This window comes from Trinickia mobilis (assembly GCF_017315705.1).
Taxonomy (GTDB): Bacteria; Pseudomonadota; Gammaproteobacteria; order Burkholderiales; family Burkholderiaceae; genus Trinickia_A; species Trinickia_A mobilis.
Genome location: NZ_JAFLRF010000033.1, coordinates 57,296 through 70,720, shown reverse-complemented (window position 1 = coordinate 70,720; position 13,425 = coordinate 57,296). Strand labels below are relative to the sequence as shown.

Annotated in this window: 5 protein-coding genes; all 5 read left to right on the top strand. The window is 72.5% G+C overall.

Annotation, left to right across the window (positions count from 1 at the left end):
* On the top strand, nucleotides 1-436 hold a 436-nt coding region (locus tag J3489_RS29120; protein WP_207004255.1), incomplete at its 5' end, for an acyl carrier protein.
* Nucleotides 433-1,674, top strand: coding sequence for an MFS transporter (locus J3489_RS29115; RefSeq protein WP_207004253.1), 1,242 nt, complete (start codon nucleotides 433-435; stop codon nucleotides 1,672-1,674). The genes J3489_RS29120 and J3489_RS29115, both read left to right, overlap by 4 nt.
* Entirely contained in the window at nucleotides 1,667-11,497 is a 9,831-nt protein-coding gene (locus J3489_RS29110) for a type I polyketide synthase (RefSeq protein ID WP_207004251.1), read from the top strand. The genes J3489_RS29115 and J3489_RS29110 overlap by 8 nt, the downstream gene beginning before the upstream one ends.
* Complete coding sequence (locus J3489_RS29105; protein ID WP_207004239.1) at nucleotides 11,494-12,651, top strand: Gfo/Idh/MocA family oxidoreductase; 1,158 nt, start codon at nucleotides 11,494-11,496, stop codon at nucleotides 12,649-12,651. The genes J3489_RS29110 and J3489_RS29105 overlap by 4 nt, the downstream gene beginning before the upstream one ends.
* Nucleotides 12,648-13,418, top strand: coding sequence for a thioesterase II family protein (locus tag J3489_RS29100; protein WP_242540398.1), 771 nt, complete (start codon nucleotides 12,648-12,650; stop codon nucleotides 13,416-13,418). Before J3489_RS29105 ends, J3489_RS29100 begins: the two co-directional genes overlap by 4 nt.
* Nucleotides 13,419-13,425: the final 7 nt, after the last annotated feature.

Genomic DNA, 13,425 nt, shown 5'->3' with positions numbered 1-13,425 from the left:
GCCGGTCGTGCCCCTCGCGCCGGTCGTGCCCCCCGTGCCGGGCGCCGGCGGCGCCGGGACGCACGAACCGGCGGCGCCGCCCGCCGCCCACGCCACGGTCGAGGCCGGCGATGCGCAGGCCGACGATGCGCTCGCCGACGCGCTTCGCGAGCATTTCCGGCAAGTCACGGGTATGCCGATCGCGGCCCGGCAAAACTTCTTCGACGCCGGCGCCTCGTCGCTGATGCTCGTGCAGCTTCACGTCCGTCTTCAGCAAGCCGGCCACGACAGGCTGGCCGTCACCGACCTGTTCGCCCATCCGTCGCCGCTGGCGCTGGCGGCGCGGCTCGCCGGCTCAGACGCGCCGGTCCGGACCGGCGCCCCGGACGCGGTGCGCCTAGCCCGTCTCGACGAACGGCGCGCACGCCTCGCACGACGTAAAGGGACATCGTCATGACGCGCTATCTCCCGTACTGGTGCTGCTACTTGCACCAAGGCATGGTGACGGCGCTGATGCTGCACGGCGTGGCCGGCTATTTCCGGCACGCCGGGCTCGACCTCGCCCAGTTGAGCTGGCTGTGGCTCGCCATGCTGCCGTGGGCCGCCCGGTTTCTCTGGGCGCCCTGGGGCGAGCGCCACGCGCTGCCGTTGCGCGGCAATCGCTATCTGGGCAGCCTGGTGCTGCTGCAACTCGGCATGGCCGCGCTGATCGCGGGCATCGGCACGCTGTCGCCGGCGCATTCGATCGGCGTCATCGTCCTCGCGCTGATGCTGCTCGCGTGCTTGTCGGCGAGCCACGACCTCTATGCCGACGGTATCGCGCTCTGCACGACTGACGAGCACAATCGCCCGTTCGCCAACGCGGCGCAAGTCGGCGGCAGCTACTTCGGCATCGTCTTCGGTTCGTTCGCGTTCCTGACGATCGCGCAGCGCGCAGGCTGGCAGTACGGCTTTTTCACGGTCTCGGGCCTGTCGGTCGCGCTGCTGGCGCCGCTCCGGCTCGTGCGCCCGACGCCGGCGACAGCCGGCGGCGCGCGCGTGCGCCTCGAATGGCGCGGCCTGCGCGAACTGTGGCCCGCGCTGGCATTGACGGCGATCTACTACCTCGCGATGCGGGGCGTGCTGGCGCTGCAAACCGCGCTGCTCGTCGACCAGGGTCTGAGCCTGACCGGGCTCGGCGTGGCGACGACGGTCTATAGCACCGCCGCAAGCGGCGTCGGCATCGTGCTCGGCTCGCTGCTCGCCCGACGGCTTGGCGGATTGCGCTGCCTGCGGCCGGTCATGCTGCTGCACGCGGCCGTGGTTTCGTCGCTCGCGCTCGGCTACCCGCGCTTCGGCTTGCCCGAGTGGCTCGTCGCCCTCGGGATCGCCAACGTGGCCGCCGCCATCGGCTTCGTCACGCTTTACAACGTGCTGATGGGACAGGTCCGCGCGCATCAGCCGGCCTCCGACTACGCCCTGTTTCAGTCCGCCGACGCAGCGATCTCGATGGCCGTCGCCTTCACCGCGCTGCGCGCCGCGCAGGTGAGCGGCTATCGCCCGGTGCTGGCCGTGCTCGCAGCGACGGCACTCGCGGCGCTCGTGCCCGCCGCGCGGCTTTGCCGCCGGCTGCCGCACGGCGCGGGCCGCGCCCCGCAACCTTCTCTCGCCACATCGGCCCCCGCCGCACACGCCTCCGAGGTGACCCATGGATAGCCCCGCATCGCACGCTTTACCCGCCGACTCCGCCGACGCCATCGAATCGCTCATCGCACGCCACTATCCGGACTGCGAGCCGATCGCCGTCGTCGGCCTGGCCTGCCGCTTCCCCGAAGCCGGCGATAGCGAGGCGTTCTGGCGCAACCTCGTCGAAGGCCGCGATTGCGCGCGCCGCTTCACGCGGCAAGCGCTGCTCGACGCCGGCCTCGACGCCGCCATGCTCGACGCGCCGAACTTCGTCAATGCCGGCGCCGTGCTCGACGACGCCGACGCCTTCGACGCCGCCCTGTTCGGCTACTCGCGCCAGGAGGCCGAGTTGCTGGACCCGCAGCAGCGCCTGTTCCTGCAAACCGTCTGGCACTCGCTCGAGCACGCCGGCTACGCGCCGCGCGAGGTGCCGCACAAGACCGGCGTGTTCGGCGCCGCGCGCATCAGCACCTATCCGGGACGCGAGCCGGTGCGCGTGACCGAGGTGGGACGCGTGTCGGGCCTGCAGTCGCTGATGGGCAACGACAAGGACTACCTGGCGACGCGCGCCGCCTACAAGCTCAACCTGCGCGGCCCCGCGCTCACGGTGCAGACGGCCTGCTCGAGCTCGCTCGTCGCCGTGCACATGGCCTGCGAAAGCCTGCGCGCAGGGGACTGCGAGATGGCGGTGGCGGGCGGCGTGGCGGTGTCGTTTCCGCAGCAGGCCGGCTACCTCCATCAGCCGGGCATGATCTTCTCGCCGGACGGCCGTTGCCGCCCGTTCGACGCCGACGCCGGCGGCACCTTCATCGGCAACGGCGTCGGCGTGGTGGCGCTGCGCCGGCTGGCCGACGCGCTTGCCGACGGCGACCCGGTCGTGGCGGTGCTGCGCGGCAGCGCGCTCAACAACGACGGCAGCCAGAAGGTGGGCTATACGGCGCCTTCCGTGGCCGGCCAGCGCGACGCGATCCGCGAGGCGATGCGGCTCGCCGGCGTGCGAGCGGACGAAATCGGCCTGATCGAGGCGCACGGCACCGGGACGCCGCTCGGCGACCCGATCGAAGTCGAGGCCCTGAACGACGTGTTCCGCGACGCTTGCACCGAACATCCCGGCCTGCGCTGCGCGCTCGGCTCCGTCAAAAGCAATCTGGGCCATCTCGACACGGCCGCCGGCATCGCGAGCCTCATCAAGGCCGTGCTGGCGGTCGAGCGCGGCGCGATCCCGCCCAGCCTGCATTTTCGCCGCGCCAATCCCGCGCTCGGCCTCGAGCGCGGGCCGTTCTACGTGCCCACGGCGACCGAGGCGTGGACGGCCTCGGTGCGAACCGCCGGCGTCTCGTCGTTCGGTATCGGCGGCACGAACTGTCATCTGATCGTCGCTTCGTTACCCGAAGCATTGCGAGCGCGTTCGGGCACGAGCGGGCAAGTCCGGCAGGAAGACAGCGTCTTGCTCCCGAGTGCGGCGAGTGCGGCGAGCGCGGCGAGCGCGCAGGCCCGGCCCGACGACGGCGTTTTGCTCTTGAGCGCCGCGAGCGTGCCAGCCCTGCGGCGGCTGGCCGGCGCGTACGCCGAAGCGTTGACGCATGCGCGCCCTTCGGATCTTGCGCATACGGCGCTGCACGGCCGCCAGCTGGACCTCGAATTCCGGCTCGCGGCGCCGCTCGACGACGAAACGGGCGCGGCGCTTGCCGCCTATGCGGCGGGCGTCGACGACGTGCTCGTCCATTGCGGCAGCGGCCCAGCCGGCAAGGTGGCGTGGCTCTTCACGGGACAAGGCGCTCACTGGCCCGGCATGGGACGCTCGCTCTACGCGCATTCCGCCGCCTTCGCCGCCTGCCTGGATCGCTGCTTGGCCGCCTGCGGCCAGGCGTTCGAGCCCTTGCTGCGGGACGCGATGCTCGGCGAGCGCGCCGGCCTGCTCGAGCGCATGGAGTATGCGCAGCCGGCCATCGTGGCCTTCGAGCTCGCGACGGCCGCGCACTGGGAGGCGCTCGGGCACCGGCCCGACCTCGTGCTCGGCCATTCGGTCGGCGAGTACGCCGCCGCCGTGGTCGCCGGGCACTACAGCCCCGAGGCGATCATGCCGCTCGTGCGTCTGCGCGGCGAGCTGATGCAGCGCTGCAACGACGACGGCGCCGGCGCGATGCTGGCCGCCTTCGCCGACGATGCGACGCTGCTGCCGATCGCCGCGCGGCACGGGCTCGACCTCGCCGCCATGAACGGTGAGCGCCATCTCGTGTTTTCCGGCGCGCAGGCGGCCGTCGATGCCTTCGCGGCCGAGCTTGCGCACCGGGAGATTCGCCACCACCGCCTGGCGGTAGGCGGCGCGGCGCACTCGGCGCGGCTCGATCCGATCCTCGACGAATACGGTCAGGCGGCCTCACGGCTCGTCGCCGGGCCCGCCCGTCTGCCGCTGATCTCGACGCTCGCCGGCGAGACGATCGACGCCGGCGCACTGAACGCGCCCGGCTACTGGCGCCGGCATATGCGCGAGCCCGTGCGCTACCGGCAGGCGCTGCACTGCGCTCTGACGCTCGAGGCCCGCGTCTTCCTGGAGCTCGGGCCGGATGCGCCGCTCACGGGCATCGGCCAGCGCGACGCGCCGCGGGCCGCGCACTGGATCGCGAGCGCGCGGCGCGGCCAGCCGGCGCTCGCGCAACTGCGGCAAGCGGCTGCGCGTCTGTTCGCGGCGGGTGTCGCGCTGCCCTGGCGCGAGGTGCTGCCGTCGCACGGACGCAAGCTGCACGCGCCGCTCTATCCGTTCGACGAGGCGCGCTACTGGCGCGAGGCCGCCCCCGCGGCGCAGACGAGCGGCGCGCCGGCAAGCGCCCCGCAGGCAGCCGATGAAGCGCTCGCGAGCGGGCGCCGGGTCGCCGCGAGCGCCGCAGCCAGGCTGGATCTGCCGCGGCTGCAGGCGCTCTACGACTGCGTCGCGCAACTGCACGCCGTCTATGTCGACGAACTGGTGCGGCGCTCGGCCGGCGCGAGCTTCGAACACGGCGCAAGCGCGCTCGACATCCTGCGCGGCGGCCGCCTGCTGCCGCGTCACCGGCAACTGCTGACGCGGCTCCTGAACGCGTGCGCGGAAGACGGGTACTACCGCCGCGACGGCGACCGCTATGCGCCGGCGCGAGCCGTACCGCACGAACGGCGCGCCGGGTTGCTGGCGGAACTGCGCAGCTACTGCGAGGGATTCGACGTGATCGCCGACACCGTCGAGCGTGCGGGCGAGCGCCTTCACGCGATGATGAGCGGCCAGGTCGAGCCCGTCGCGGTGATCTTCCCGGAGGGCGCATCGGGCGGCGTCGAGGTGCTCTATCAGGATTTCAGCTTCGGCCGCTACTTCAACGAGATCGCCGCCGGCGTGGCGGCGGGCATCGTGCGCGAACGCGCGCGAGCGGGGAGGCGGCGCGCGCCGTTGCGCATCCTCGAAGTCGGCGGCGGCACGGGCGGCACCACGGCGTGGCTGCTGCCGCAACTGGCCGCGGGGCTCGCGGATGAGCCCGGGCTGCGCTACGACTTCACCGACATCTCCGCGCTCTTCACCCGCCGCGCCCAGCAGAAGTTCGCCGCCTACGGCTTCGTCGACTACCGCGAGTTCGATTTGCAGAAGAGCGCGGCCGCCCAAGGTTTCGAAGCGGGCGCCTACGACCTCGTCGTCGCCGCAAACGTGATCCACGCGACGCAGCATGTCGGCCGCACGCTCGCCGGCCTGCGCGCGCTGCTCAAACCGGGCGGCCGGCTGCTGATGCGCGAGATCACGCGGCCGATGCGGCTCTTCGACTTCGTGTTCGGCCCGCTCGTGCTGCCGCTCCACGACGAAGCCGCGCGCGGCGGCGAGCTGTTCCTGTCCGTCGAGCGCTGGGAGGCGCAATGCCGCGCGGCGGGTTTCGAGCACGTCGATTGGCTGCCCGAGGACGGCACGGCGACGGCCCGGATCAGCGAGCATGTCCTGCTCGCCCGCGTGCCGGGCCGCGCCGCCGCGAGTGCGTTGCTGCCGTGGAGCGGGGCGGCCGGCGACGTCCTGCTCGGCCAGCCGCTGACCGGCGACGGCTGCTATGTGGCCGACTGGTCCGACTGCGTCGGCGACGCTGCGCGCTGGGGCGAACGTCTCGCCGAGGCTTGCGCCGAATTGTCCCGCCGCCACGGCAGCGGCCGGCCCATCGCGTTGCCGGAAGCGCCGGTGCCCGCAGGCCCGCTTTCACTCGTGCGATTGCGCTATCAAGGCGGCCCGTTCGGCAAGGCGCGCGTCCTCGTCGAGGGCCGCGACGGCGGCGGCGCGTGGCGTCTCTTGACCGTCGCCGGCGAGCGCGCTGCGCACGACGGTCTGCCGGCGCCGAGCGAGGCGGCCGGCACGCACTACGAGTGGGTCTGGCGGCCTGCCGGTGACGCTGCGGGCCGGCCTGCGGTGCCCCTTGGCGGCTTTGCGCTCGCCGGTGCGCCCGAAGCGGCGGCGCGCGCGCTCGAAGCAGCCGGTGTCGCGCTCTCGCCGCAGGCCGGACGGCTTCTGCTCGTCCTCGATCCGGCCGACGATGCGCCGTTGGTGCTCGCCGAAGCGCTGCTCGATGCGCTGCGCGACCCTGCGCGCCGCCCGCTCGTCGTCGTCACGCGCGCCGCATGGGCCGTTCGCGCGGACGAGCCGGTCATCGCCGCGCAGCGCGCGATCTGGGGCATGCTGCGCGTGGCCGCGACGGAGACGCCCGAGCACCCCGTCGCGGCGCTCGATCTCGCCGCGAATGCCGATTGGCGCGAGCTGCCGGCGGCGCTCGCCGCGCTCGGCGCACTTGGCTCGAGCGACGCGGCCGATGCCGGCGCGCGATGGAAGGCGATCCGCGACGGCCAAGCCTACGCGCCCCATCTGGCCGCGCAAGACTACGTCGCGCCCGCCCTGCCGGCACCCAGCCTCGCCGGCGACGGCTGGCATCTCGTTACCGGCGCGTTCGGCGGCCTCGGCCGCATCAGCGTGCAATGGCTCGCCCGACAGGGCGCACGCCGCATCGCGCTGCTTGCGCCGCGCGCGCCCGCCGACTGGCCGGCGTTCCGGCAGGCGTTGAACGAGCGCTATGGCTGCGACCTGCTGTGGCTGTCTGTCGACGTGGCCGATCTTTCCCGGCTGCATGCCGCGCTGCGGCAGTTGGACGAAGACGGCGGCGTTGCCGGGGCGATCCATGCGGCCGGCGTGCTGGACGATGCGCCGCTTGCCGCGCTCGACGCCGCACGCTTGCAAACCGTGCTCGCCGTGAAGGCCGACGCGGCGCGCGCGTTGCGCGACTGGCTGCAGCTGCACCATGGCCGCTACTTGCTGCTCTATTCGTCGTCGGCCGCGGCGCTCGGCGCGCCCGGCCAGGGCGCGCACGCGCTGGCGAGCGCGTACCTGGACGGCCTCGCGCAAGCACACGAAGCCGTATCGGCGCCGGCCACCGTCACAGTCGCATGGGGCGCCTGGGGCGAGGCGGGACGCGCCGCCGCGCCCGAGCTGAAGGCCAAGCTCGCCGCCGCCGGCATGGGCGTCCTCTCGACCGCCGAAGGCCTGTGGCACCTCGAGCAGGCCGTCATGCGCGGCGCTCCGTACCGCCTCGCCATGCGCGTCATGCCCGAGCGGCTCGACGCGGCGCGGCGCGCACTGCTGCAAGCTGCGCCCGAATCCGACCCATCCGCCGCTCCGGCTTCGCCGCAGCCCCCCGCACACCGCCAAGCTCCGGCGCCTGCGGCGCCCCCCGTCCTGAGCGGCAACCCGGAGACGGACCACACCGCCCTCACCGCCTGGCTCGGCGCGCGCATCGCCGCTCAGCTGAGACTCGACGATCCTGCCCGGCTGACCGCGCGCCGCGACCTGCTCGAACTCGGCCTCGACTCGCTGCTCTTTCTCGAGTTGAGCGGCGATATCGAGCGCCAGCTCGGCGTGCGCCTCGATGCCGAGCGCGCCTACCGCGACCTGACCGTCGACGGCCTTGCCCGCCTGATCGCCGAACTTGCCCCGCGAGCCGTGGCGCGGGAGGCGGCCATGCTCGCGCACGACGCCGCCAACCGCCACGAGCCGTTTCCGCTGACGCCGATCCAGCACGCCTACTGGCTCGGCCGGACCGGCATGATCGAGTACGGCGGCGTCGCCTGCCACGTACTGTTCGAGTGGGACAAGCAGCACGGCGAGCTGAATCTCGAGCGCTTCGAGCGGGCCTGGAACGCGCTCGTGCGACGTCACGACATGCTGCGCATGGTGGTCGGCGCGGATGGCCGCCAGCGCATTCTCGAGCACGTGCCCGAGTACCGCGTGGCGCGCCACGATCTGCGCGCGCTGCCGCCGGAGGCACGTGAGCGCGCGCTTGCGGAGACGCGCGAGGCGCTGTCCCGCCGCGTGCTGCCGGCGGAGCGCTGGCCGCTCTTCGAGCTCATCGCGAGCGAGATCGACGCGCACCGCTACCGGCTGCACATGAACCTCGACTTGCTGCTGTTCGACGTGCAGAGCTTCAAGGTCATGATGGACGACCTCGCCCAGGCCTACCGCGGCGACCCGCTCGAGCCGCTCGGCATCACCTTCCGCGACTATGTGATGGCCGAAGAAGCGCAGCGCGACGAGCCGTCGTGGCGCGAGGCGTGGCGCTACTGGCACGACGCGCTGCCGCACTTGCCGCCGGCACCGCGCCTGCCGCTCGCGGCGCGCGAGCCGAGCGGGCCGCCGCGCTTTACGACGCATCAGGCGCGTCTGCCGCGCGCCGCCTGGGATGCGCTCAAGCGCACCTGGCGCGAATGGGGCGCGACGCCGTCGGCGGCGCTCCTCGCCTTGTTCGCGCACACGCTCGCGCAGTGGAGCCGGCACCCGGGCTTCACCGTCAACCTCACGTTCTTCAACCGGCGCCCGTGCCATCCGCAGGTGCCGCAATTGATCGGCGACTTCACGTCGGTGCTGCTGATCGACTTCGACCTCGGCCGTCCTCAAACGCTGCGCGACACCATCGACGCCACCCAGCAGCGCCTCTGGCAACGCCTCGCGGCGAGCCGCGTGAACGGCGTCGAAGTGATCCGCGAGCTGGGACGGGGCCAGCCGGGCGGACGGCAACCGCTGATGCCGGTCGTGTTCACGAGCGTGCTCGGCCTGTCGCTCGACGGTCAAAGCATCGATCAGGCGATGACGAGCCTCCTCGGCGACCCGGTCCACGTTTTCACGCAGACGCCGCAGGTCTGGCTCGACCATCAAGTCATGGAGATCGACGGCGAGCTCGTGTTCAGCTGGTACTGCATGGACGGCGTACTCGCCGACGGCGTGGCGAAGGCGATGTTCGACGACTACCGGGCGCTGTTGCAAAGCGTCGCGGCGGACCCCGCGCGAATGGCTCAGCCGGGCTTCGTGCTCGCGCGCGACGACGGCTCGCCCGCGCCAATCGAGCGCCGTCCGTGGCCTGCGGCCGTCGATGGCGTCAACCTCGATCTGCGCGCAATCGAGGACGCATTGCGCACCCATCCCGCGGTGCGCTGGGCGCAAGCGCTCCCGGATCCGGACGGCCGCACGCTGAGCGTGACGATCGTCGCGGCCGACGGCGCGCCGGGCGGCGCATCGAGCGCCGATTCGGCCTCGCCCGGACGGCTCGAACTCGACCCCGCCGCATGGCCGGCATTGAGCGCCGCCGAACAGGAGGAATTCGACGCCGCCTGGCGCTGGCTCGCAGCCCGCGCGCTGCAAGGGATCGCCGGCACCTTGCTGGGCCGGGACCTGTTCGCCCGCGCCGAGGACCGTCACACGCTCGACGAGGTCCAGGCGCGTCTTGGCGCGCTGCCCAAGTATCGAAGGCTGATTCGCCAATGGCTCTCGATGCTGGTCGACCACGGCTGGCTCGAGCGCGACGGTGCGGCATTCGTTTGCCGGCGCGCGCTCGGCGCCGTGCCGGCGCCCGAGCCCGCCGCGCTGCCCGAAGCCGCCTGGAGCCGCACGCTCGGCGCGTATCTCGACGCCTGCATTGCGCGGCACGGCGCGCTGCTGGACGGCACGCAGTCACCGCTCGCCCTGCTCTTGGGAGACGATGAGCGCATCGTGTCGAGCCTCTACGCCGACAATCCCGTGATGCGCCTGCTCAACGCCTGCGCGGCGCCGGTCGCCGAGGCGCTGAGCCGCGGCGCGACGGACTATCGCGTGCTCGAAGTGGGCGCGGGCATCGGGGCGACGACGGCGCAACTGCTGCCCGCGCTCGACGGGCGTCTCGCGAGCTATCGCTTCACGGACGTCTCGACGCTGTTCCTCGAGCATGCGCGAAAGCGTTTCGCCGGCTGCCCGCGGCTCGAATACGCGCTGCTGGACATCAACCAGCCCGTCGAATTCGACGCCCACCCCGATAGCGGCTACGACCTGATCGTCGCGGCCAACGTCATGCACGACGCGCGTCACGTGACGCAGTCGCTGCGGCGCCTTGGCCGGCTGCTGAAACCCGGCGGCCGGCTGCTGCTGATCGAGGCCACCGAGCGCGACAGCGCGCTGCAATTGGCGAGCGTCGGCTTCATCGAGGCCCTGAACGGCTATCACGACATCCGCACCGCCGACGACAAGCCGATGCTCGATCTGCCGATGTGGCGCGACGCGCTGTCGGAGGCCGGGTTTGCGACCGAACTGGTCTGGCCGCAGGAGGAACGCACATCGTTGCGCCAGCACCTGATCCTCGCTCGGGCCGAGCGCGTCGCGCGGCTGGACCTGGGCGAGATCGAGCGCCATTTGCGCGCGCCGTCCCGCGTGCTGCCGCCGTTGCGACTGCGCCAGCGCGAGCGGATTCCGCTGGACGGAGAACACGAGGCGCCGCCCGTCGACGTCGCCGAGCGCACGGCCGGGGAGGACGCTCGGCCCGCGCAAGCCAAGCAGTGCGCCCTGGAAGCACGCGTCGCCGAAATCTGGCAGGCGTTGCTTTCGCAGCCGGTCGAGGGCGGCAGCGACTTCTTCCAGAGCGGCGGCGACAGCCTGATCGCGACCCGCATGATCGCGCAATTGAACCGCCAGGGCGTAGCCGGCGCGAGCCTGCAAAACCTGTTCGCCCACCCGACGCTCGCCGCGTTCTGCGCCACGCTCGACGCCGCAGCGACAGCCGGCGACGGCAACCCCGTGCTGCTCGCGAAGGGGCGCGACGCGGCGCGATTCTTCCTGTTCCACGCGTCCGACGGCGAACTGGGCGCCTACCTGCCGCTCGCGCGGCAGCTGGACGCCGAGGTCTACGGACTGCAAGCGGAGGCCACGTCTCCCGCTGCGAGCCTCGAAGCGCTCGCGCAACGCCATGTCGCCGCGCTGCGCGCTCGCCAGGCGCACGGCCCGTACACGCTCGTCGGCTGGTCCTACGGCGCCTTCGTCGCCGCTGAGGCCGCGCGTCTGCTCCACGAACAGCGTGAAGCGGTCGCGCTTGTCCTGCTCGACCCGGTCTGCCGCGACGACTTCCGGACGACCGGCCTCGCCGGGCTGCTGCGCCTCCTAGCGCATGGCCGGGTCGAAGTGCCGCTGCCAGCCGGGTTCGACGCGCTCACGCCCGACGAGCAGATCGCCTGCTTCATGCGCAACGCCGCGGCCGCGGGACTGCTCGGCACGGAGCCGGGCCTGCCGCAGGCCCGGGCCTGGCTCGCCCGCATCGAGCGCTTGCTGTCGCTCGTCGTGCGGCACCCCGCCCCGGCGCCATTGCCGATTCCGTGCCTGTGGATCGGCGCGAGCCGCCGCCCGGCGCACTGGCAGCCGGCCGAACGCGACTGGCGACAGTGGGCCCGGCACGCCGAACGCCACACGCTCGAGGCCGATCACTGGCAACTCGTCATGGATGACCCCACGGCCCAGCGCGCAGCGACGCTGCTCAAGCGCTGGCGGCAACACGCAGACGTCAAGGAGACCGCATGACATCCCCCCTCGGGAACAATCGACGAAACAACCGGCGCGTGCTCGTCGCCGGCGCGAAATTCGGCGAGCTGTATCTCAACGCGTTCATGCGAGCGCAAGACGGCCTCGAACTGGCCGGCCTGCTCGCGAACGGCAGCGCGCGCTCGCAACAGTTGGCCCACGCGTTCGGCATCCCGCTTTACACGTCGCCGGAACAGGTCCCCGGAGACACCGACATCGTCTGCGTGGTGGTGCGCTCGTCCGTGGCCGGCGGCGCCGGCACGGCACTGGCCGAGACGTTCCTGCAGCGCGGCATGCACGTCGTCCAGGAGCACCCGCTGCATCCCGACGACGTCATGCGCCTGCAAGCGCTCGCCGTGCGGCAGGGGCTCGCCTACTGGGTCAACAGCTTCTACGCGCATACGCCGGCAGGCCTGAGCTGGATCGAATGCGCGCGGCGGGTGCGGCGAGTCCTCGACGGTGCGGCGCCCTGCTTCGCCCACGCCATGACGAGCCGTCAGTTGCTGTATTCGTCGCTGGACCTGCTCTCGCAGGCGTATGGCGCGACGGGCGCCGAGCTCGACCAGGCGGAAATCGCCGCACTCGACGACGACGATCCCGCCTTCCAGACGCTGCGTCTGCGGCTTGCGCGATCGAACGCCGCGCTTCGCCTGCAAACTTACGTCGACCCGCTCGACCCCGACTTGCACAGCCTGGCGATGCATCACATGGCGGTCGGCTGGCCGTCGGGGTATCTGTCGCTGCAGGCAAGCTACGGGCCGGTGCTGTGGAGCCCGGCGCTCCACGACCCGCGGCATCGCACCGCACCGGACAGCATGTATCGGCGCGTTGCCGCCGCCGACGCCGGCACCGGAGACGCCTGGTTCGCACAGCCGACGGCGCTGACCCTGCACGCGGCGGCGCCCGACTGGCAAAGCGCGCTCGAAGTGGACGGCCCGGCCGGCGTCGCGCACGTGCTGCAAGCCCTGCGCCGCCACCTCGACGGGGGCGCGACGCCCTCCGGCTTCGGCACCGCCTATCAGTCGGCCCTCGCGCGCCTCTGGCAACGGACGCTGCGCTGCGCCGGAGCCGCCGCGGAACGCGAGCTCGCGCCGCCGCGCGCCATCGCCGCGCACGAACTGCTCGGCGCGCGCCGCGAGGAGACGGCCGCATGATGCCCGCGCCCGTCATGCTGCGTCCTTGCGTGCCAGCCACGCAGCCAACGCCTCATCTCGTGATCTGTCCGTTCGCCGGTGCGAGCAGCGGCGCCTTCCGAACCTGGCACGGGCTCGACGGGCTGGGCGTCGCGGTCTCGCTGGCCGTCTACCCGGGCCGCGACCACCGCATGCGCGAACCCTGCGCCGAGCGGATCGATGCACTCGCCGCACCGCTCGCCGAAGAGATCGCGGCGCTCGACGAAGCGCAACGCCGCTCGCTCGTGCTCGCCGGGCACAGCATGGGCGCGCAAGTGGCGTTCGAGACCTGCCTGCTGCTCGAGCAGCGCGGCTGCCCTCCGGCCGGACTCGTGCTATCGGGCTGCCACGCGCCGCACCTGCGTTCGCGGCGCCTCCTGAGCCACCTCGACGACCGCTCCTTTGTCGAGCAATTGAACGAGATCGGCGGCATGAGCCCGGAGTTGCTGGCCGACCCCGCGTTGCTCGCTTTTTTTCTGCCGCTCCTGCGTGCCGACTTCCGCGCCACCGAGGGTTACCGGCGCGAACGCGCCGCCGGGCATGCGCGCGTTCGCACGCCGTCGCTGCTCGTCCACGGCAGTGACGACGACGAGGCGTGGCCCGAGGAAGTCGACGCGTGGCGAATCTGGCTGCACGAAGCCGGCGACCCGGCCGCGCTCGCCGGCGACCACTTTTATGTGACGCGCCGCCCACGCGCGTTCGTCGGCGCGGTGCTGCGCCGCTTCGAGGCCCTCCTCGCTTCCTGCTGACCCCGTC

Coding starts and splice junctions, on each gene's coding strand:
- J3489_RS29115 (WP_207004253.1), top strand. CDS start 433: ATGACGCGCTATCTCCCGTACTGGTGCTGCTACTTGCACCAAGGCATG.
- J3489_RS29110 (WP_207004251.1), top strand. CDS start 1,667: ATGGATAGCCCCGCATCGCACGCTTTACCCGCCGACTCCGCCGACGCC.
- J3489_RS29105 (WP_207004239.1), top strand. CDS start 11,494: ATGACATCCCCCCTCGGGAACAATCGACGAAACAACCGGCGCGTGCTC.
- J3489_RS29100 (WP_242540398.1), top strand. CDS start 12,648: ATGATGCCCGCGCCCGTCATGCTGCGTCCTTGCGTGCCAGCCACGCAG.